The organism is Alteribacillus sp. HJP-4 (assembly GCF_042139015.1).
In the GTDB taxonomy this organism is placed as follows: Bacteria; Bacillota; Bacilli; order Bacillales; family Marinococcaceae; genus JBHIKY01.
On record NZ_JBHIKY010000008.1, the window covers coordinates 17,499 to 38,829 of the forward strand.

The window sequence follows — 21,331 nt, forward strand, 5'->3', positions numbered from 1 at the left end:
ACAATTGATATTCAGATCCAGCCTCAGTTTCGTCTTTCGACAATATAAGTGACAAATTCCTCCAGAAGACTTCTGTCTGCACTTGTTTTCTGCAGATAAGTCTTCGCTCTCTCAGCATGATATTTCAGTTTATCCTTTGAACCATCAAGTGACAATAGCTTCGGATAAGTACTTTTATCGTTCCCTTCATCACTGCCTGCTGTTTTACCCATTTCCTTTGAATCTCCCTCCACATCGAGAATGTCATCTTTAATTTGAAAGACAAGCCCAAGTTCTCTTGCGAAGGATCGCAGATTTTCAATTTCTCTGCCGGGTGCACCTGCCAATATTCCTCCTGCTACAATTGAAAAACACAATAAATCTCCAGTCTTATGATGATGAATATGTTCAAGTTTATCAATAGAAATTGTCTGTCCCTCTGCTTCAAGATCCGCAGCCTGGCCACCGACCATTCCTTCTGCACCAGAGGCTCTTGAAAGTTCTTGAATGAGAAGGATTTTATCAGCATGGGAAATTCCAGTAATATGACTAATTACTTCAAATGCTTTTGTCAGAAGAGCATCTCCTGCAAGGATCGCTGCTGCTTCTCCATAAACAATATGATTGGTCGGACTGCCTCTTCTGATATCATCATTATCCATCGCCGGCAGATCATCGTGGATGAGAGAATAAGTATGAATCATTTCTACAGCACAGGCAGCATCGTAAGCATGCTCAAACATTTCATGATATGCCTCTATTGTTGCAATCATTAACAAAGGGCGAACTCTTTTTCCGCCGGCATTCAAAGAATAAAGCATAGATTCTTTTAAGGAGGCAGGCGCGTGCTGTTCATTTATATAGCGGGGCAGGCGCATGTCGATTTCTTTCTTAAAACGCTCAATAAATGTCTGAAGGTCCATGACGGTCACTCTTCCTCCTCCTTATCAAGCAGAGGTTTAATTTCTCCGTCTTCCTCAACTATTTTATCCATCTGCTTCTCGACATTTTGAAGCTTTTCGTGACAGACCTTAGATAGAGTCATTCCTTCCTGGTACATTGTAATTGCCTTTTCCAGTGGAACCTCTCCTTCTTCGAGCATTTCCACGATTTCTTCCAGTTTTTCCATCGCATTCTCAAAAGTTATTTCGTCTGAATGCTTTTCGTTATTTTTCATAGCCCCCATCCCCCTTTTTAAAATAATTTTTGTTTTCCGATACATATACAACTTCCGCGTTGATTGTCCCATCCTTAACCTGGAGCTGAAACTCTTCCTCTTGACTCACCTGGGAGACTGATGAAACAATGCTGCCATCTTTATTTCTGGCTACGCTGTAGCCCCGCTCCATTATTTCTAAAGGATTTAAAAGCTGAAGCTTTTGCAGATTGTGGCGAAAATGCCAGGATTTATTATCAATACAGCGCTGCATACTTTTTTGCAGGCTGATGTTCTTACGGCTTAAAACTTCTCTGGACTGAATAAGAAGTTTTTCCGGGTGGCGGCGCTGAAGGCGCTGCTCTAAACTTTTCAAAATATCCATCTGGCGGACACTTTTACCTGTCATTGACCTTTCAAGTCTTTCTAGAAGACCATCAAGATCCTGTTCCTTCTGACGGAGTAATTGAGCAGGATATCGAAAGGCATAAGATCTTCTTATTCTATCAAGACGCTGTATTTCACGTGTCTTTTTTTCAAATAAGCTGCGGTAAAGCCTTGTCTTCAGTTGAGAGACCTGGCGCTGCAGTTCAGTAAGCATTGGAACTGCAAGCTCTGCTGCAGCTGTGGGGGTAGCAGCTCTTAAATCTGCAACAAAATCGGCGATCGTAAAATCTGTTTCGTGGCCTACGGCTGAAATAACTGGAATCGTGAGCTTGGCAATCATTCTGGCCACACTTTCTTCATTAAATGCCCACAATTCTTCAATAGACCCGCCTCCGCGCCCAGTAATAACAAGATCGAAGCCGCCTGCTTCATCGACTCTTTTTAAGGCGTTTGTAATAGAAAACGGAGCTTCCCGTCCCTGGACCAGTACCGGAAATAATGTGATAGAAGCAACGGGAAAGCGGCGTTTCAAAGTTGACACTATGTCTTTAATTGCCGCTCCTGTAGGCGAAGTAACTACTGCAATCTGAGTAGGAAAAGAGGGGATTGATTTTTTTCGTTCGGGAGAAAACAGCCCTTCTTCCTCGAGCATTTTTTTCAGCTTTTCGTACTGGATATAAAGCTGGCCGATACCGTCTGGTTCCATATCATTTACATATAGCTGATATTGTCCAAACGGTTCGTATACTGAAACATTACCTTTAATTAACACCTTCATTCCATTTTCAGGTTCAAAGGTTATGCGCCGGTTATTGCCGGCAAACATCACTGCTGATATTTTTGATTTTTCATCCTTCAGAGTGAAATACATATGGCCGCGACTGTGTCTTTTGAAATTAGAAATTTCAGCGCGCAGCCATACATGTTGAAGATCACTTTCCAAATCAAGCGTACGTTTTATAAGACTTGTTAAACGGGAAACACTCCACCATTTCCCAGAATCTATATTCATTGGCTATGACTCTTTTCATAAATCCTGGCAGCGGACAGGACTGTATTATGCAGAAGCATAGTTATCGTCATTGGTCCAACTCCACCTGGTACTGGAGTGATAAAGGAAGCTTTTTCAGAAGCTTTCTCAAAATCTACATCTCCGCAGAGCTTTCCATCATCTTTACGGTTCATTCCTACATCGATTACAACAGCGCCTTCTTTCAAGTGTGAATCGTTTATAATTTCTGCACGACCCACTGCTGCTATTACTATATCGGCCTGCTTTGTCATTTCAGAAAGATTTTTCGTGCGCGAATGACAGTATGTAACGGTGGCATTATTATTTAACAGCAGCTGGCCTACTGGCTTGCCGACAATATTACTTCTGCCGATTACGACCGCATGTTTGCCTTCCATTGTTATATTTTCTTGTTCAAGCATTTTAATTATGCCAAACGGAGTGCACGGCAAGAACGTTTCCTGGCCAGTCATCATTCTGCCTATACTGATTGGGTGGAATCCGTCCACATCCTTTGCTGGAGAAATGGTTTCAATAACTTTAGTTTCAGATATTTGCTCAGGCAGTGGAAGCTGAACCAAAATTCCATGTATTGAAGGATTGTTATTATAATCTTCTACAATTTGAAGAAGTTTTTTCTCTGTCACGTCTTCGGGCAGTTCACATAATTCAGAGTAAATTCCTGCCTGTGCTGAAGCCTTTTCTTTTCCTTTTACATAAGATCGGGAAGCAGGGTTATCCCCGACTAAAACTACAGCAAGTCCCGGTGTAATCCCTTTGTCAGTCAAATCCGCGGCATCGTTCTTTATTTGTTCCCTAAGTTGTGCGGCTACTTCTTTTCCACTTATCACTTTGGCTGCCATTTGAATCCCTCCACTAATTTTCTTCGTGTTCTTTTAATAGACTGGATAGTACTCCATTAGCAAATCTGCCGGCTTCTGATCCGCCAAATGCTTTTGCAAGTTCAATCGCTTCATTCACACTAACATGGAGAGGAATACTGTCCATATATATCATTTCGTATACAGCTTCCCTTAAAATAGCTCTGTCGACGTTCCCGATTCGCTCGAGAGTCCAATGATCGAGATGTTTTTTTAAGCGTGCATCAATATCTTGTTTATGTTCATTTATTCCTGACACCACTTCATTAATAAATTCATCAGCTGTTTCTTCCGGTTCGAGAGAATTTTCTACTGCCTCCCTCCATCCGGCTTCAGCGACATCCATTTGAAAAAGAGCCTGTACAGCTCGTAACCGTGCTAAGCGTCGATTCATTTCGTTTTACTCCTTTAATTCAATCTAAGATTGATAATAGCATATCTGACATTTGGAAAACAGGAAACAAAAAAAGGCTGGCTGGCAGTGAATTAAGTCACTTTACAGCAGCCTGAGAATATTATAGTTCCTGCTCTGCATTTTCTTCATTCGTTTCAAAATGAATCCCAAGCACGTGCACATTAATGTCGCCTATCTTGACAGAGGTCATTGTCTGAAGGGCCTGCTGAATGTTGGTCTGAACATTTTTAGCTACTTCCGGGACAGAAACGCCGTAATTCATAATCAGTGAGATGCTGATATTTACACCATCTTCTCCTAGATCTGTCTTAACGCCTTTTCCATGATTTTTACGGCCGAGCCGTTCAACAACTCCTGCTGCAAAATTACCTCTTAAGGAAAAAACCCCTTCAACTTCGGTTGCGGCAAGTCCCGCAATCACTTCAATTACTTCCGGAGATATTTCAATCTTTCCTAATTCGTTTTTTTCCTCTTCGAGTTCGGTGAGCTGGTTTTCACTCACTGAACATCACCTCCATGTAATTACAGTGCTTATTCATTTTCCGATACTTCGGCCTGCTGGCGTTCCAGCTGCTCTTTCTGTTCCGCTTCTTTTTGTAAATACTCTTCCTTATATTGACGGAATACAGGAAATTCAGAGAGATTGTCAGGAATTTTCCCATTTTCAAGCAGAATGATTTTTACGACGTTCTTATTTCTGGCCATATGATATTTTTCACCGTATTCATTTTCCTTCGTAAACTTCTTTAAATTTTGATAATCCTCTTCTTGTATTGATACAGTGTATGCACCGTCTCCCTCTCCATATTCATGCTTAAATCCAACTTCAAATTCTACAATTTGTATTTGATCATTTTTCATATTCCTTGTCTGTTCAAGCACCGCTTTGGCGCCATCCGTTAAATCATTCCAATCCATTTTCTATCTCTCCTTAATGGCAGGTTAACTCTCTGCTAATTTGCACGCATTGATTATATCATGATGACGATCTTTTTTCATTATGTCCGGGAGTGAGACAAAGATGTGCATGGAAAATCTTGAAACAAGTTTCTATGTATCCGCTCTGATCAAGCCTGTTTCATTGCTGAGAAATACAGTCTGATTTTTCAACAGGTCTGCAGCTGTGAAATATCGAATTGCAATGCCTTTTCAAGAATGTATAAAAACGGGACAGCTTATTATAAAAGCGGCCCCGTTTTTTATCATGCTACCGGTTTTGATTTTGATAACCGATAACAATATCTTTGATTCCAAGCTGCTCGCCAGCCAGACGATTCAGCGTAACTGCATCTTCTTTACTCATCTCTTCAGCCTGAACTATAATTTTTGCGTTGTTATCTTCTGTTAATACTACGGCTTCTTCATATCCTTCCGACTGAATTAGAGATTCAAGCATTTCCTCTGATTGTTGAAGCTGTTGAATTTCTTCTTTTTTGGCGAAGGCACTGCTTTTTTCTTCTGCTGACACTTCATCCGAAGCAATAACATTTGTGTACTCTTCCGCCATTCTGCTTCTTGCTTCTTCTCTTTGGATCCTCATTTCACTGAAGAAGTCGGCAGAGCCGGTATCATTTAAATTCACTTCAAGTTCTTCGGACGCTGCATCCTCAGCCTTGTCATTCTTTTCCTTGTTTTCACCCTTCGATTTTTCAGCATCCGGCTCCTCTTCTATATCTTCTTCAGCGAGCCACTCAATCCATTCCTCTTCACTCATTTCTGCAGTCATCGGCTCCTCTTCTACTGGTTCTTCAGCTGTTTCAGTAGGTGCCGTTATATAATATACTGCAAGTACAATTGTGAGACTTATCATTGTTAACAACCAGACTGTCTGTTTTTTTAATACCATTATTCATTTCCTCCCTCATCATTTCTTGGCATTACGGATACTTTATGAGGCGCGATATCAAGCGCTCTTGAAACAGCCTCTACAATCATTTCCTTTACTTGTAAACTTCCTGCACCTTCTGCGACTACAAGAACCCCTTCCACGTCTGGTTCAATTGTCTGCTGTATGAGAGGCTCTTCTTTATCACCATTTCGGATAATGACAATTTGGTCTTCTTTTGTTCCATCATCGAGTTTTCTTTCGCCCCCCTCTCTATCCTTTTCCGTCGTAGTCTGCTGACTGATTGTTGAATTTTTTTCATATATGTTTTTTTCGGTGCCGGCAACTTTTACCATAACGGCAACGCCACCCACTCCGGTAATATTTTCAAGCATTTCTTTCATGCGTCCCTGCAACACCGTTTCAATTGAGGAAATTCCTGCTTCCTCTTCTGGTTCAGCATTTACCGGCGCTGCCTCCCGCTCTTCTTCATCCATTAATTGCAATTCTTCTGAATTTGTTTCAGAGGAATCCGGGTTCCCGACAATCATGAATAGAATGCCGGCTAATAATAAAAATAAAACGTAAAAGGATATTGGTGCACGGCTTTTTAATCCGATCGCTTGATTCCAAATTTTTTTTATGTCGGGGAGCTTCGTTTTCTTATTATCATCACTCACGCGCACCTCCCTCCTCAGCGATAATGTGAATTTGCTTTTCTGATATACCCCACTGTTTACTTAAGAAAGAGCGGATGGATGCTTCTGTATCATCATTATTTTCTGTGTCCGCGTTTTCTCCTACGTTGACATCTATATCAATAGGTCCTGGAGCATCTTCCTCTTTCTCCTCGGAGGATGGAGTTAACGCGACCGTTACTTCAAGATCCTGCTGACGCTTATTATCTGTCCTCCAATTTGCATCGATGCTCGAAATCGACCATCCCCATTTTTCTTTCACCTGCTTGTTGACCTGATCTTTCAGCTGATCTGAAACTTTTTCTAAAATATATGCATCTTGTCCAGATTCTATTTCGATTTTCTTTTGTTCCATCAAATTTTTTGTAGTTCCTATTGCTGTCTGAGTGACTTCTTCACTTTCTTCAATAGCTCTCCACGCTTGATTTGCATCCCCTCGGACGATTGATAGAAGCGGATCTAGAATTAAGAGAATTAATATAAAAGACAATAGCAGACGAATATATTTTTGATAGGAAGTAGAAGGGAGCAATAGTTCTAGAAGAAAGGCCGTTAATAAAAATATAATAATGTTGATAACCCATGCTTGAAGCCAGTCCACTAGTGTCTCACCTCACCATCATCGAAATATTTCCAGATGCCACCATCAGCGTCAACGCCAAAAAAAACATAAAGGATAATGCAGCAAGTGCCGCAAACATAGAAAATACAGTTTTCCCGAGCACTGATAATGCCTCGAGCAGAGCTCCTTCCCCAAGAGGCTGAACGAGAGCTGCAGTAAATTGAAATATAAAAGCAATCACAAGCACTTTAAAGGCAGGAAATGCACAAATTAGAAATAAAATGCCTGCTCCTGCGAGTCCTACGGTGTTTTTAAGAAGCACAGAAGCTCCAAGCGCTGTGTCGGCTGCATCGGTAAACATTCTTCCGACAACCGGGATGAAGTTACCTGCAATAAATTTTGCAGTCCGCACTGCAAATCCATCAGTTACTGCTGCAGTTGCTCCCTGGACCGAAATCACTCCTAAAAAGACGGTGAAAAATACAGCGAGTGTGCCCATAGCTGCCGTCCGCATTAGATTCGCAAGCCTTGTAACCTTCACATGGCTGTTTAAGCTGCTGGTAATATGGAGCAAAGCCGCAAAAAACAATAGCGGCAAAATAACAAATTCGATTAATAATCCACTCATTTGCACGAGCATAACGACCAGTGGGTGGAATAAACCTGCGGAAACAAATGCTCCACTCGTAGCGAGAAGTGCCAGCAGCAGCGGCAGCAGTGCCATCATAAAATGGACCATTGCAGCTGCTGTGTCCTGCACGTAATTCATAGCTATATAAAAACTGTTTAATGCAATGATTAACAGAACAATAAAAACAATCGCATAAGCCGTTTTACTTACTGTTTCATTCTCAAATGCATTCTGCACAGCCTTCAATATTGCGCTGAACAGCGCCAGCAAAAGCAGTGTCCCCATTAATTTACCGTTGGCGGTGATTTCATGGAAAATAAAGCGCAAAAATGCGTAGCCCCATTCCTGCAGGGAAAATTTGTTTTCACCACTCATAAAATCCAGCAGAGATCCTTTTTGTGATTCAGGTAGAAAATGTCCATATTCAGTGGAAATTTCTTCCCAAAACTGAGAAATTTCCTGTAAATCTAATTCGTCAAGCTGCTGGTTTTTGTAATCCTCAGCTGTCAAAGTCGCCTTTTCCTCTTCTGCGGCCACAATTGAAGGAGCAAACAGCAAAAGACAGAATAAAATACTAATCGCTGTTTTCATTTGTCTCCTCCTTCTACAAGGCTTGTCCAGGCACGAGCTGCAGTATCGTTTCAATAAGCACCTCGAAAATAGGAATGGCAAGCATTATGATAAACAATTTTCCTGCAAGCTCAATTTTGGAAGCAATTGCCTGCTGACCTGCATCTTTTGCGATCTGTGCCCCAAATTCTGCGATATAGGCGACTCCAATTATCTTCAGCAGAGTCTGAATATATACATGCTCAATTCCAGCACGGTCAGATAACTTCTGCATGAGTTCAATAGCTGATTGTAACGGGGAAAGCAGTACAATAAATATAACGGCACCGACTGATAATACGATAAGCATGGCTATAGCAGGATTTTGGTCTTTAATTATTAAAATCAAAAAAGTGGCCACTAATGCAAATCCGACCACTTGCATGATATCGATGGGAACCGCCTCCTTACCCCTGGAACAAAAACACGCTTTTCATTTTTTGGAAAAGGTCATCAATGATAGATGCCACCATATAAAGCACCACAACAAAACCGATTAACGTCACCCAGTGGGCCCAGTCTTCCTTATCCATCTGTTTCAACACGGTGTGTATCATTGCGACAATAATACCGATTCCTGCAATTTGAAAGATGACGTTAACATCATATGCCATAGGTCTCCTCCTCGTACTGCGCCTTACGGTTATATGAACAGAATGACAAACAGCAGACCACATAAAAAACCAAGTGATTTTGCCATTGCTTCATATTTCTTCTGATGGTCTCTTGCTTCTATTTCTTCCTTCTCAAGATGAATCATTGCCAGCCGAATATGCTTTTGCTGCTGAAGGCGTTCATGTTTTCCAAGAGTTTCCCCGAATTGCTGCAAGATTTCTTTTTCCTGTTCTTTTAATGCGGTCCAATCCCAAATATCTTCTAAACTCCTATTCCACGCTGTGCTAGCATCCGCTTCCCCTTTTTTCAAATAATCTGAGAAGTTATGGAATAAATAGCTAATAGGCTTAGGCAGCTGAGAGCCGATTTTATAGCTTGCTTCAGTAAGAGGACTCATTCCATACATGATTTCTGCCTCAAAACTCTGCAGAGCCACCTTCAATTGACGAAGCTGTTTAGGGCGTTCTGTTATTTTCCTTGCTACTTCAAAGCCTGCCCAGGTGCACCCGCACAATATAAAAATGGCTCCAATCCAGCTCATAGCCTGTCAGCCCCCGTTTTTTTCTTTTCCTAAAAGCCGGCCAGCTTTATTATCATCCAGGATGATAAATTTCTGAAAAATGTCCTGAAGAAATAATTCCTGCAAAGCAGGTCTCTTTCTTACCACTTCTAACGTTCTTCCATGAGCAGTGCAGATTACATGTACTCCGGCAAGTACGGCATCCATAATTGCTTTAGCATCTTCAGCGCGTCCAATCTCATCCACGATAATAAATTCTGGACTCATCGAACGAATAGACATCATGATTCCCTCAGCTTTCGGGCAATTATCGAGTACATCTGTTCTTGGACCGACGTTAAAGGAAGGGATGCCTCTATAGCTGGCTGCAATTTCAGAACGTTCATCAATAACTCCTACTTTTTTGGAAGGGAGAAATTCAGAAATAGTGCCGCTGCTGATATGCTTTGCCAGCTCACGGATAAAAGTTGTTTTCCCAGACTGTGGTGGACCGATTACAAGAACGGAGCAATACTCATTGATAAACAGACGGCGGAGAAAAGAGAGCGGTACTACTGAGGTATCTTTTGCTACTCTAATATTCAATGAACTGATATGTTTAACAGTTAGCACACCGCTGCCGTCCTTGACTACTTGTCCTGATACTCCAACCCTGTGACCGCCTTTTGTGGTGACATAGCCCTCTCTCAGCTTATCCTGAATGGCGTATAACGAAAATTCACTCAGCTGATAAAAAGTGTATTCAATATCTTTTTCAGAGACTTCATGCATCCGGCCGGCTCTGTCCAGTGGGTAAACAACACCTCCGCTTGTAATCAGTTCTAACGGAGCATGTATACGGAGTCTGATTTCTTCTATTTTTCCGGATTCCGGGCTTTCAGTCACAAGGCTGCGAACAGGTTCAGAGAGAATGGAATATACCTCTTCCATTAATGAACCTCCCTTTTTGCTGGCTAGTCTATGTTTATTCGCGTTCAAATTCAGTAGAACAAAATCCTTGAACAGATACGAGTAAGCGTCAAAAGATCCACATCTTTGATTGAAGATGTGGACCTCTTATCTCTTATACTAACTATCCGAAACATCATTTACTCTGCAGTACTCGGGCAGATGATCGGTTCAAGGCAGGAAATCATGTGACGCCTCCGGCGTCTCTGTTAGACGTTATTATTTCCCGAGGAGTTGAGGCGGCGCCCATGGAAAGCGAACGGTTATTTTTCTAAATCAATAATAAAAGATAACAGAGTATCTATTGAAGATAAGTAAAGTATGGCACCTTAAACGAACATAAAGAAGGTGTGTTTGTTTTGACGCTTACAATACGATTTCAAACTGGAGAAAGCAAAAAAGCCCTCCATCAGGAGAGGGCACAAACCACTTGATATTAGACGAAAAGCGGTCCGTATGGAAATTAAATTCCACACAGACCACTTTATTAAAATTCTACTTTTCAAAGTCCTTCAGTTTTTCAGTGGCCTCCACGCAGGAAGGCTTTACTGCATATGTTTACGCTCTTGAAACATAGTCCCCTTTTCTTGTGTCAATTATAAGAACGTCTCCTTCATTGATGAAAAATGGAACCTGCACGGAATGACCTGTTTCAAGAGTGGCAGGCTTTGTTCCGCCGGAAGCTGTATCTCCTTTTATGCCGGGTTCTGTTTCTGTTACTTTCAGCTCTACAGTGTTAGGCAGTTCTAAACCAAGCGTTTCATCTCCGTAGGCAATGATTTGAACTTCCATGTTTTCCTTTAAGAATTTCAGCTCGTATTGGATTTGATCACCATTCAGCTCAATCTGATCAAACGTCTCATTATCCATAAAGGTATGAACATCTCCACTTGCATAAAGATACTGCATTTTTCTTCTTTCAATATGAGCTTTCCCTACTTTTTCTCCGGCTCGAAAAGTCTTTTCCTGAATAGAGCCAGAGCGCAGGCTGCGAAGCTTTGTTCTTACGAAGGCTGCTCCTTTTCCTGGCTTTACGTGCTGAAAATCCATCACCTGCCAAATGTCGTTGTCCACTTCAATCGTCAGGCCGGTCTTAAAATCATTAACTGAAATCATTGCGTTTCCTCCATATCTGCCAATAGTTCAAGCACTATTAAAACTATAACACAGCTGCTCAGCAGCGACTATGAATCTCCAATGATCATTAATTCCTTTTCCGAAAGAGTAAGGCGGGAATTTCCATTTTCCGTTATTACAATATCATCTTCAATACGGGTTCCCCCTGTACCCGGGACATATATTCCAGGTTCTACTGTTACGATCATGCCAGGCCTCAGGAGAGTATCGCCCTTTGGTGACAAACGCGGGTTTTCATGTACTTCCATTCCAAGCCCATGGCCCAATCCGTGTCCGAATGCCTCTCCATAGCCCTGTTTTTTAATATAGTCCCTTGCTACAGCATCCGCATCCGCACCGCTCATGCCTGGTTTAATTTCTTCCAGCGCTTTCATTTGTGCTTCGTAAACAGTTTGGTAGATCTTTTTTAATTCAGCAGATGGTTCTCCGACAGCAAGTGTTCTCGTAATATCCGAGCAATACCCTTGATAATAAGCCCCAAAGTCAAGTGTCACCAGTTCTCCGCTTTCAATTTTCTTATCACTGGCTACTCCATGTGGAAAGGCACTCCTTTTACCTGAAGCGACAATGATGTCAAAAGAAGAGGAAGCAGCTCCTTTCTTTCTCATGAAAAACTCTAATTCGTTACTTACATCAATCTCACGCATTCCCGGCTTAATATAATTTGTGATGTGATCAAAGGCTTCATCTGCTATAACGGCTGCTTTCTGCAGAACAGAAAGCTCATCCTTATCTTTATAAAGACGGATATCCTCTACGAGAGAGGATGTCGCTTTCAGCTCACAGGACATACGTGATTTTAATAATTCATATACTGCAAAAGTTACATGATCCTTTTCAAATGCAAGTGTTTTCACTTGAAAATCATCTGTCAATTCTGCAGCAGTGTGAAATATGGATTGTTTCTGTTCCACCATCTCAAAATCAGGACATTGATTTTTTGCCTGTTCAATGTATCTAAAATCTGTGATGAACATGGCTTTGTCTTTAGTAATTAAAGCTGCTCCAGCTGATCCTGTAAAGCCGGTTATGTATCTTCTGTTCACCGGGCTGTTAATAAAAATTCCACCGCATTCATTTTCAGTAAGAATTTCTCTTAATTTTCTCAACCGAGCTTTCATAAAACTTCCTCCTCTGCAAAAACAGATTAGTCCCTGTAATATTTTAGCATATCCCTTTATTTTTGGGTAGAATGGTCCCGCTCTCTCTTAATTTCATTATATTCATATGAAATTGAATAACCGATGAAAATCCCGTAAAGAACAAATAAACAAATTGTAGTAGTGATGGTTGCTGAACCAAGCCTTTCCACAGGAGGAAGATTTGGAAAGACGGGATGGAGCAGATAAAAAACGATAAGCCATAATATCAGTCCAAAGCACAACCCAGGCCAGATAGATTCTATTTCCTGGAGTGCGGCTCTTACGAGCAGGGTAAGTCCTAAAGAAATAATCGAGATAAATAGTATCCCAGCTATGTGCCCCAAGTAAGTGCTTTTCCATTCAGCAAGTGCCCAAGGATCCATAGCAATAGCAGGTCCTACCTTAGTAAAATGAAAAAAATGTGCCACATAACTTAGAATACTTACAAACAGCCCCCCAAAAAATCCAATTCCAGCAACCTTTTGTGTGTATGATTTATCATTACTCATTTTAACACCTCCATGTAAACAGTATGATCCTGCTTATAAGCCTTCATTCATTACATATAACAAGTAATGGAAGAAGGCAGGAGTGTAAAATTTCGATATTTAGGGAATAAATAAAATATATATACACCAGCCCCTGAAAACTGATATAATCAATTTTTCTCATTTATGTAATCATAGAGGAATGGAACGTTTTCGTGTAGAATATAAGGTATATATACCAAGCATGAAAATAGTTAGTGAATAAATTTGTAGGTTGGTGGCATAAATGAGCAAGTCCAAACAATTCTCATACGGCGGCCAGGCAATTGTGGAAGGTGTTATGTTCGGCGGAAAAAATACTACCGTCAGTGCTATTCGCCGAAACGATAGTTCTATTCATTATTATGAAGAGAAGAAACCGAACCGGCCTGTGCTCGCAAAAATCAAAAAAGTACCATTTTTAAGAGGAATTGCTGGAATTATTGAAGCAAGCGGTATTGGAACCAAACATCTAAATTACTCTACGGATCGTTATGATGTAGATCCTAAGGAAGATGACCAGATCGTACCGCAGGAAAAATCATCAAAAATGTCCATGATATTTGGAGCTGCGGCGGTTGGAATTTTATCCTTTCTGTTCGGCAAATTTGTTTTCACAATAGTGCCGGCACTATTAGCAGAGACACTTCGCTTTGCGTATCCTGGGCATGTAGCTCAGAATTTGATAGAAGGGGTCATTAAACTAATTCTACTGCTTGCCTATATTTACCTTATATCCTTGACCCCCCTTATTAAAAGGGTCTTTCAATATCATGGTGCAGAACACAAAGTGATCAATACTTTTGAGGCAGGAAAACCATTAACAGTAGATGAGGTTCAACGTCATTCAAGACTCCATTACCGCTGTGGAAGCAGCTTTATACTATTTACGGTTATCGTCGGGGTTTTCATTTACCTGCTCGTTCCTTTTGACTCTATGACAGAGAGAATTGTTCAAAGAATAGCATTGCTCCCTGTGGTGCTGGGGGTATCTTACGAAGTCCTGCAAGCCACCAATAAACTTCGAAAGATTCCGGTTCTAAAGTGGCTTGGTCTTCCAGGTCTGTGGCTTCAGCTTCTCACTACAAAAGAACCAAAAGCTGACCAGGTGGAAGTCGCAATTAAATCCTTTGAGAAACTTGTGGACCGAGAAGAACATTATGCCAAGGAAGAAGCGATAGGTGAAAAAGTCGTGTAATATTAAAGGTTTACCAAATGCGGAGGTGATAATATGTCCCGTTTACCGGCTAACCCTTTTACTCTCATATTGTTTGGCCTTGCAGTACTGGGTTTAGGTTACCAGCTTACAACTGATCCTCTTGGTCTTCTCACTTACCTGCTGGTTGGTGCAGCGGTGGCAGTGGGTATATACTTCTTGTTTACCCGTGTCATTTTAAAACGCACCATGATGAATCAATATAGAACGGCAGCGAGACCTAAGACTTCCCCTCGTCAACAGCCACCCGCGAAATCTGCGAAACTGTCGAAAAATACAGTCCAGCCAAAAAAACACCCCTCCCGCGCCATTACAAAAAAGCGCTCTGATCACAATTTAACGGTCATAGAGGGGAAAAAGAACCGGAAGAAAAACCGGGCTCTTTTTTAACCTGAGCCCGGTTTTTCTTTTTTCTATGCAGTAACAAATCCATTAAAGATTCCCGGGCCCACAGACTTTCAAAATGTTTTATCAGGGAGGGAAAGGAATGGGCGCCATGATAGACAATACAGTTACTATTATTTATCATGAATGGTTTTACTTTTTAATTATCCCATTAGTATATTGGCTCATTGATAAGTATACCGGCTTTAAACTACTGCTCGTATTTGGTCTCACTCTTTACTTTCATTCCTTGTTAACTGCAATATTTGAAGGCCGGTCAGCTTTTTCAGACGATCCCGTCTCATTTTCACTGTCTCTGCCGTTGGAAGTACAGCTATCTACTGCTTTCTTAGGTTATTTGATATGGGAAGTTGCCGACCGGCGCTTTACTTTTCTCGCATTTATGGCTATAAGTTTTATATCTTTATTTCGGCTAATAAGCCCAGCTTATTTATTTGAAGATATTTTTATGGCTATTGTTATTGGCGGCTTTACCGTTTATATTGTATATCGTTCGATGGACTGGATGGGAGGCGTTCCCGATGCATACGTTTTCTCTTTTTCTCTCGTACTTCCTTCTTCATTGCTGCTCCTTCATCCGGAAGCCGCTTCATATGCTGGGCTTTTACTTGGAAGTGGGGCTGGTTTCAGCTTTGAGCAGTTAAAGAATCGGATGAGTATATCGAGAGATGTAAAGAAAAAGCTTTCAGCCGCACTGCTGGGATCAGCCGGGCTGCTTATCCTGCTGTCAATCAGAGAATTTCTGACTCCTGTGCCGGTGACGATGTTTTTACATGCTGTACTAGTTACCCTTTGGATCACATATATTGCCCCTGCATTGTTTACAAAAGCAGGTATTTATCAGCACCAGGGCAATTTGAAGACAACTCATTAATTACCCTGTCCACGTTTTTAAATAAGACAGGGTTTGCTGTTGTCCCATATCAATTAACTGCTGTTTTTGTTCCAGCGATAAGGTAAATTGGGTGGTTTTCACATCATCCACTGTTAAAAATACGATGTTTTTAGCATCATTCTTTGATATATAACGTAAATCGTGCGCTTTTCTCATTGTATCAAAGAGGGACTGATACAAAATGACAGCATTTTTTATTTTTTTTACTTCGCCTTCCTCCATTGCTGGAGAAAGCTGAAACCCGATTACCGGGCGCTGCAGCTTTCCTTCTATATCATCTTGAAATATCCACATTGGAAAGTTACTTAACAGGCCACCATCTAAAATAAGGTGGTTTTTCTTTTTCGTCATTTTCCATTTAACCGGCTGAAAAAAATAAGGCAGACTACAGCTCATTCTAATTGCACGTGAAAGTGGAAAAGTGGATATATTCTTGCCGTAGCTGGGGATATCATCCGGAAATACAATCATTCTTCCGGCTGTTACATCCGATGCTATTATTTTAAGACTGCCCTCCGGCAGATCCCGAAAAGAATGCACTCCTTTTCTTCTCAGCAGCTCCTGAATCCAATTTTCGAGTTTCTCCCCTTTATAGAGGCCGAGCTTCCGGTACACTAGCAGCCAGGCAAGCCAGGGTAGATACTCGGTCACCAATGTTTCATCAAGAATGTCCTTTGATTCAACCGGCAGAAGGATTGAGGTTAGTTCCTCTGCTGTATACCCGGCTTTAATGAGAGCTGCTGTAATGGCCCCTGCACTGGTGCCAGCTACTCGTTCTATCGAATAATTGTTTTCCTCAAGTGCTTTCATTGCTCCAATAAAAGTAAAAGCCTTTACCCCTCCTCCGGCAAATACAGCATCGACCTTCATCATACCACTCCTCCCTTTTTCCATCGTATGAATTGGAAAAAGGATAGGTGTTTATTCTTACTATTCCTGCAGACGGATTTTTGTACATAAAACTATACCGGTCTCCGAACGTGGGTCCGGCGGCCGGAAGAAGAGCCAGCTTCCCTGTTATTGAGTCAATAGCAGCCTCCTTTTATGCCGCACTGCTTAACTGTCTTTGCTCCTCAACAGTCCAGCCGGTTTGTTCAGTCGAGTCTGTGAATGAGGGAATGGATCACCAAAACGTTATCGCAGAATTATTCTGAATCTATTTCATTTTGCTGCTGAATGTTTCTTAATTCCTTCACTCTGGATTCATTTTCCTGAAAATACTGAACTACGTCGCCTATTCGATCAATCGCATCCCAGCTTAGATGATGTTCAATTCCTTCTACATCTTCAAATATATACTTTCCTTCTACTCCAATTAATTTCAAAAAGTCTTCAAGTAATTCATGGCGGTAGACGAGCCTTTTTCCAACTTTTTTCCCTTTTGCTGTTAAAATTAACCCCCGGTACTTTTCGTAAATAAGATATTCTTTTTTATCAAGTTTCTGAACCATTTTGGTAACAGAGGAAGGGTGCACATCCAGTGCCTCGGCTATATCGGAAACACGTGCATAACCTTTCTCTTCTATTAACTGATAGATTCGTTCTAAATAATCCTCCATGCTTGGAGTTGGCATACGAACTCCCCCCAATGTCTATAACAATATAGTTTATTTAATGAAAAATTGTTGCACTTGCTTTAGTTTACATGAAAAGTTGACCACGCTCAAATCGATCCTATAAGGAAAGAAAGAAGCATTTACCTGAGTTAACGAAGAAAAGTCAAGAGGCTGGATTAGAAGTGAAGGAAATCATTGGAGATTCAGCTTATTAGGCAAAGGAAAATATCAACTACCCGAAAGAAAGTGAAATCAAACTCATTTCCAAATTGAAATAGAGGGCACAAACCTCTTAAAATTAGTTGAAAAGCGGTCTGTATGGAAGCTAAATTCCACGCAGACCGCTTTTTAAGAAAACTACTTTTCATAGCCATTCAGTTTTTCAGTGGACTCCGTTCAGGCTGCCCCTTTTTCTCTATCTATACATTTAAAGTCCGCATTTTAACTGGGCGTTACAATTCGTGCACGTATTACAGCCGCCAATATCTTCAATCGTTCCTTCGCGACAGACTGGACAAGTGTCCCCGATTTCATTTCCGAAATTTACGGTGGTAGAACGAATGTCTTTTATTGTATCAACAAGTACCACTTTTTGGTCGGGACGTTCTTTCATTTCGTGCTCTTCTTCAAAGCTGTTATCTTCAGCTGTTAAGGAAAGCACCTGGGCTTCGCGGCTTCCATCAACATAGACGGTTCCGCCTTTTGCCCCGCCATTATAGAGCCGTTCATACACCTTCTGCACCTGCTCCACTGTATATCCGCGTGGTGCGTTAACGGTCTTTGAAAGTGAACTGTCCACCCATTTTTGGATAACACACTGAACATCTGCATGTGCTTCTGGAGACAGATCCATCGCTGAGATAAAAAATTCTGGAAGCTCTTCTCCGGCTTCTCCAGGATGACGGCTGAGATACTCTTGTACAATCTCAGCGTTAACTTCAATGAATTTACCCAGACGGCCGCTGCGGAAATACTTAAATGAGAAGTACGGCTCGAGCCCTGTACTTACTCCTACCATCGTACCGGTACTGCCAGTCGGAGCAACTGTAAGGAGATGGGAGTTTCTTATTCCGTGGTCGAGCACGCCCTGCCGGATATCTTCCGGCATTTTCTTCATATAGCCTGAATTAATGAACTGTTCACGAAGCTGTACTGTCTCTTCTTCTGTCTTTCCAATTAAAAATGGAAAGCTTCCTTTTTCTTTTGCCAGTTCAATACTTGTCCGGTATGCAGTTGTTGCAATTGTTTCAAAAATCTGGTCTATTAATACATTGCCTTCTTCTGAACCGTATACTGTTTCTGCATAAATAAGCAGGTCATGAAGCCCCATAACGCCAAGTCCGATGCGGCGCTCACCTTTCGCCTGCTTCGTATTATCCTCGAGAAAATACGGTGTGGCATCAATTACGTTGTCCTGCATTCTTACACCGGTCTTAACCGTGTCTTTTAATTTATCAAAATCTACTCGGCATTCTTCTTTATCAGCCATTTCTGCAAGATTTACCGCAGCCAGGTTGCAGACGGAATAAGGAGCAAGGGGCTGCTCGCCGCAAGGGTTCGTCGCCACCACTTTTTGTCCGTAGCTTTGTGCATTTGTCTGCTCATTGGCATTATCAATAAAGAAAATACCAGGTTCTGCAGAGTAGGTAGCACAAATATTGATAAGCTTCCACAATTCTTTTGCTTTTATCGTGCGATACGTCCGAATGCCGCAGCCTCGTTCTTCCCATTCTCGGACATCACCGCTCTCCTGCCACTCTTTATTGTAAACAGCCATTTCTTCCTGTGAATAATTTTCAACATCTGGAAAACGAAGTGCGTAATCTTCATTATTTTCGACTGCTTTCATAAATTCATCTGTCAGACAGACGGATATATTCGCGCCGGTTAGAAACTCAGGAGAGTTAACAGTAAACGTTCCCCCGGTCTGCAGTTTTTCTTCCGCTTCCCTTATGACTTTTTCGTTGAAGCCGCCCTGGCCTGGAATGGATTTATAATTCAGCACACCTTGATACATTGATTCCTCTGTTTCGGAAAGCGGAGTGAACTTCAGCTTTTCTTTTACAAGCCGTCGGATTTGCTCATCTTCCGTTTTTTCAAGCAGAAAACGAAGAATGCGCGGGTTCTGCATTTTGGAAATAATGAATTCCAGAATATCTGGATGCCAGTCTGCGAGCATTATCATCTGAGCTCCGCGCCTGGATCCGCCTTGTTCTACAAGATGCGTCAGCTTGGCAATGTCATCAAGCCATGATACAGAGCCTGAAGATTTTCCGTTTACTCCCCTGGCAAGCGTGTTTCTCGGTCTTAGTGTGGATCCGTTCGTTCCGACTCCTCCGCCTCTGCTCATAATTTCCATGACTTGTTTGCGGTGCTCAGAGATGCCTTCTCTTGAATCTTCCATAAACGGCATCACATAGCAGTTAAAGTAGGTCACATCCGTCTGGGCGCCTGCTCCGTATAGGACACGCCCTGCTGGAATAAAGTTCATGTTCACCAATTGCTTATAAAACTTTGTAAAGGAACTGCTTCTTCTCTCTTCAGTCGTTTCCACTGAAGCTAGTCCCGTTGCATTTCTTTTAGCTATCTGCTCATAATAAATTTCAAGCGGCTTTTCAATGACATCAAGCGAGCGGGTGACAACTCCGTCAGCTGCCTCCTGGGGGTCATCAATCACATGATGAAAATCTTCATCGACATAAATATCTGCTCTGCCCGCTTCCCAGTTAAGGGCGGTTACATATCCATAGCCTCTTGCAGGGAATTTAGGATCCTCCTTGACGGTCAGAACGACAAAATCCCCTGCCTTTAATGTTTTCTTTTCAGTATCTTTAAAAGTGTATCTATCAAGCATCACGAGACGGGAGACACCTTTTTTTGTAATTTCCATATCCTCGGTGATCGGGTGCACCTGAGGGAAATACGCAATGTCATCATTTAAGCTTTCTTTATTAATTTTCATCACCTGCTGCATTGTTGTGCTCAAGTAATCGTCCTCCCCAAAGAACAGTTTGTATAACTATTCCCTTAGTATGATTTGTTTCAGTTTATCAAAGAAGGAGCAACAAATCAATATATAGTGCTCGATATTTTATAAAATACACCATATATTGATAATAGATAGAATTCGACACTTTTTGTCAACTTTAGAAAAATGCGCATCCATGAGATAAATGACTTATGCTAATGAAAAAGCCGGAGTAATACTTATTATCAATCAATTTTCTGGGTTGCTAAATGTAGAAGAGATCTGTTTATTCTCACTCGCAGTTCACTGTTATTTCATGATAAGGTAAATACGTAAAATGAATGAAGGAGGCATTATTCTATGGAACATGTGTGGATAAATAATAAAATGATCCCAAAAAATGAAGCAGTTATCCCATTTAACGACCGGGGGTATTATTTCGGTGATGGTGTATATGAAGTTATCCGTATATACAACGGGCGCTTTTTTTTAATGAACAAACATATGAAAAGATTACAACGGAGTGCCGCTGAACTCGATTTTTCTCTTCCTTTTACCCAGGATGAAATAGAAAAGCATGCAGCAGCATTAATCTCAAAAAATAACGTAAAAGATGGATATATTTATATTCAGGCCACCCGCGGCGAGCAGGAGAGAAATCATTTATACGAAAGGTCGTTGGCTCCTGTAGTTACAGGGTTTACAAAGGAAGCTCCCGTACCGCTGGAAAAGCAGAAAAAAGGTATAACCTTATATGCGGTGGAGGATATACGCTGGCTGCGCTGCGATATTAAAACGATTAATTTATTAGGGAATGTCATGGCCAAACGAAAAGCGGAAGATAATCAGGCCCATGAAGCTATCCAGCACCGTGGAAATATTATTACCGAAGGATCCTCTACAAATGTATTTATTGTCCAACAAGGTATATTGTACACCCACCCTGCCACTAATTTAATTTTGCACGGGATTACAAGAGAACTGATACTTTCCTTGGCTGAGGAGCATGCCATCCCATGGAAAGAAGAAGCGTTTACCATGCATGAAGCTGCGCTTGCAGATGAGATGTTTGTATCAAGCACTACAATGGAAATTACTCCTGTCACTAAAGTTGAAGGGACATTCAGCGCTGATTATTCTATCGGTACTGTAACTCGAAAACTTCAACAGGCATTTCAGGAAAATATCAGACACGAATGCTTCTAATAGCAGGAAAAGCGTAAGGACTATGAGAGACGCGAATTCGT

General features: G+C 41.4%; 25 protein-coding genes. 4 read left to right on the top strand and 21 right to left on the bottom strand.

The window, feature by feature from the left end; all coding sequences use genetic code 11:
• Positions 1-23: 23 nt before the first annotated feature.
• The 18 genes from ACE4RR_RS09120 to ACE4RR_RS09205 form a co-directional block, all read right to left on the bottom strand.
• Positions 24-902: a polyprenyl synthetase family protein gene (locus ACE4RR_RS09120; RefSeq protein WP_375535305.1), complete on the bottom strand. Its 879-nt coding sequence runs from the start codon at positions 900-902 to the stop codon at positions 24-26.
• A gap of 5 nt (positions 903-907) precedes the next feature.
• Positions 908-1,156 carry an exodeoxyribonuclease VII small subunit gene (gene xseB / locus ACE4RR_RS09125; RefSeq protein WP_375535111.1) on the bottom strand — a complete coding sequence of 83 codons (249 nt, stop codon included), beginning with the start codon at positions 1,154-1,156 and terminating at the stop codon, positions 908-910.
• Complete coding sequence (gene xseA / locus ACE4RR_RS09130; RefSeq protein WP_375535112.1) at positions 1,146-2,534, bottom strand: exodeoxyribonuclease VII large subunit; 1,389 nt, start codon at positions 2,532-2,534, stop codon at positions 1,146-1,148. The genes xseB and xseA overlap by 11 nt, the downstream gene beginning before the upstream one ends.
• Positions 2,531-3,397 carry a bifunctional methylenetetrahydrofolate dehydrogenase/methenyltetrahydrofolate cyclohydrolase FolD gene (gene folD, locus ACE4RR_RS09135; protein WP_375535113.1) on the bottom strand — a complete coding sequence of 289 codons (867 nt, stop codon included), beginning with the start codon at positions 3,395-3,397 and terminating at the stop codon, positions 2,531-2,533. Before folD ends, xseA begins: the two co-directional genes overlap by 4 nt.
• A 13-nt stretch (positions 3,398-3,410) precedes the next feature.
• Positions 3,411-3,809, bottom strand: a complete 399-nt coding sequence (gene nusB, locus ACE4RR_RS09140) for a transcription antitermination factor NusB (protein ID WP_375535114.1) — start codon at positions 3,807-3,809, stop codon at positions 3,411-3,413.
• A gap of 121 nt (positions 3,810-3,930) precedes the next feature.
• Positions 3,931-4,332 carry an Asp23/Gls24 family envelope stress response protein gene (locus ACE4RR_RS09145; RefSeq protein ID WP_375535115.1) on the bottom strand — a complete coding sequence of 134 codons (402 nt, stop codon included), beginning with the start codon at positions 4,330-4,332 and terminating at the stop codon, positions 3,931-3,933.
• A 29-nt stretch (positions 4,333-4,361) separates the two neighbouring features.
• Positions 4,362-4,748 (bottom strand): hypothetical protein, encoded by a 387-nt coding sequence (locus ACE4RR_RS09150; RefSeq protein ID WP_375535116.1) that lies wholly within the window; start codon positions 4,746-4,748, stop codon positions 4,362-4,364.
• Positions 4,749-5,037: 289 nt separating this feature from the next.
• Positions 5,038-5,676: a SpoIIIAH-like family protein gene (locus ACE4RR_RS09155; protein ID WP_375535117.1), complete on the bottom strand. Its 639-nt coding sequence runs from the start codon at positions 5,674-5,676 to the stop codon at positions 5,038-5,040.
• Positions 5,676-6,335, bottom strand: a complete 660-nt coding sequence (gene spoIIIAG, locus ACE4RR_RS09160; protein ID WP_375535118.1) for a stage III sporulation protein AG — start codon at positions 6,333-6,335, stop codon at positions 5,676-5,678. The genes ACE4RR_RS09155 and spoIIIAG overlap by 1 nt, the downstream gene beginning before the upstream one ends.
• The gene (gene spoIIIAF, locus ACE4RR_RS09165; protein WP_375535119.1) at positions 6,328-6,954 is read right to left on the bottom strand and encodes a stage III sporulation protein AF; all 627 of its coding nucleotides are present in this window, start codon (positions 6,952-6,954) and stop codon (positions 6,328-6,330) included. The genes spoIIIAG and spoIIIAF overlap by 8 nt, the downstream gene beginning before the upstream one ends.
• A gap of 7 nt (positions 6,955-6,961) precedes the next feature.
• Positions 6,962-8,137, bottom strand: a complete 1,176-nt coding sequence (gene spoIIIAE / locus ACE4RR_RS09170) for a stage III sporulation protein AE (protein WP_375535120.1) — start codon at positions 8,135-8,137, stop codon at positions 6,962-6,964.
• A 13-nt stretch (positions 8,138-8,150) separates the two neighbouring features.
• Positions 8,151-8,549 (bottom strand): stage III sporulation protein AD, encoded by a 399-nt coding sequence (gene spoIIIAD, locus ACE4RR_RS09175; RefSeq protein WP_375535306.1) that lies wholly within the window; start codon positions 8,547-8,549, stop codon positions 8,151-8,153.
• A 13-nt stretch (positions 8,550-8,562) separates the two neighbouring features.
• The gene (spoIIIAC, locus tag ACE4RR_RS09180) at positions 8,563-8,769 is read right to left on the bottom strand and encodes a stage III sporulation protein AC (RefSeq protein ID WP_375535121.1); all 207 of its coding nucleotides are present in this window, start codon (positions 8,767-8,769) and stop codon (positions 8,563-8,565) included.
• A gap of 29 nt (positions 8,770-8,798) precedes the next feature.
• Complete coding sequence (gene spoIIIAB / locus ACE4RR_RS09185) at positions 8,799-9,311, bottom strand: stage III sporulation protein SpoIIIAB (RefSeq protein ID WP_375535122.1); 513 nt, start codon at positions 9,309-9,311, stop codon at positions 8,799-8,801.
• Between the two features lie 6 nt (positions 9,312-9,317).
• Entirely contained in the window at positions 9,318-10,220 is a 903-nt protein-coding gene (gene spoIIIAA / locus ACE4RR_RS09190) for a stage III sporulation protein AA (protein WP_375535123.1), read from the bottom strand.
• 576 nt (positions 10,221-10,796) lie between these two features.
• Positions 10,797-11,354, bottom strand: a complete 558-nt coding sequence (gene efp, locus ACE4RR_RS09195) for an elongation factor P (RefSeq protein WP_375535124.1) — start codon at positions 11,352-11,354, stop codon at positions 10,797-10,799.
• 68 nt (positions 11,355-11,422) lie between these two features.
• A complete protein-coding gene (locus tag ACE4RR_RS09200) occupies positions 11,423-12,496 on the bottom strand; it encodes an aminopeptidase P family protein (protein ID WP_375535125.1) in 1,074 nt (357 codons plus the stop codon).
• 56 nt (positions 12,497-12,552) lie between these two features.
• Entirely contained in the window at positions 12,553-13,026 is a 474-nt protein-coding gene (locus ACE4RR_RS09205; RefSeq protein ID WP_375535126.1) for a YqhR family membrane protein, read from the bottom strand.
• A gap of 265 nt (positions 13,027-13,291) precedes the next feature.
• Between ACE4RR_RS09205 and ACE4RR_RS09210 the strand changes: the two genes are divergently transcribed.
• The 3 genes from ACE4RR_RS09210 (at position 13,292) to ACE4RR_RS09220 (ending at position 15,539) form a co-directional block, all read left to right on the top strand.
• Positions 13,292-14,242, top strand: a complete 951-nt coding sequence (locus ACE4RR_RS09210) for a DUF1385 domain-containing protein (protein ID WP_375535127.1) — start codon at positions 13,292-13,294, stop codon at positions 14,240-14,242.
• Positions 14,243-14,275: 33 nt separating this feature from the next.
• Positions 14,276-14,650, top strand: coding sequence for an SA1362 family protein (locus tag ACE4RR_RS09215; RefSeq protein WP_375535128.1), 375 nt, complete (start codon positions 14,276-14,278; stop codon positions 14,648-14,650).
• A gap of 97 nt (positions 14,651-14,747) precedes the next feature.
• Positions 14,748-15,539: a phosphatase PAP2 family protein gene (locus ACE4RR_RS09220; RefSeq protein ID WP_375535129.1), complete on the top strand. Its 792-nt coding sequence runs from the start codon at positions 14,748-14,750 to the stop codon at positions 15,537-15,539.
• Here the strand turns inward: ACE4RR_RS09220 and ACE4RR_RS09225 are convergent, their stop codons facing one another.
• The 3 genes from ACE4RR_RS09225 to ACE4RR_RS09235 all read right to left on the bottom strand — a co-directional run bounded on the left by ACE4RR_RS09225 (position 15,540) and on the right by ACE4RR_RS09235 (position 20,090).
• On the bottom strand, positions 15,540-16,433 hold the full coding sequence (locus ACE4RR_RS09225) for a patatin-like phospholipase family protein (RefSeq protein ID WP_375535130.1): 894 nt from the start codon (positions 16,431-16,433) through the stop codon (positions 15,540-15,542).
• Between the two features lie 272 nt (positions 16,434-16,705).
• On the bottom strand, positions 16,706-17,134 hold the full coding sequence (gene mntR, locus ACE4RR_RS09230) for a transcriptional regulator MntR (RefSeq protein ID WP_375535131.1): 429 nt from the start codon (positions 17,132-17,134) through the stop codon (positions 16,706-16,708).
• A gap of 409 nt (positions 17,135-17,543) precedes the next feature.
• On the bottom strand, positions 17,544-20,090 hold the full coding sequence (locus tag ACE4RR_RS09235) for a vitamin B12-dependent ribonucleotide reductase (RefSeq protein ID WP_375535307.1): 2,547 nt from the start codon (positions 20,088-20,090) through the stop codon (positions 17,544-17,546).
• A gap of 354 nt (positions 20,091-20,444) precedes the next feature.
• Here ACE4RR_RS09235 and dat point away from each other — a divergent pair, with 354 nt between their 5' ends.
• Entirely contained in the window at positions 20,445-21,290 is an 846-nt protein-coding gene (gene dat / locus ACE4RR_RS09240; protein ID WP_375535132.1) for a D-amino-acid transaminase, read from the top strand.
• The last annotated feature ends 41 nt before the right edge of the window (positions 21,291-21,331 follow it).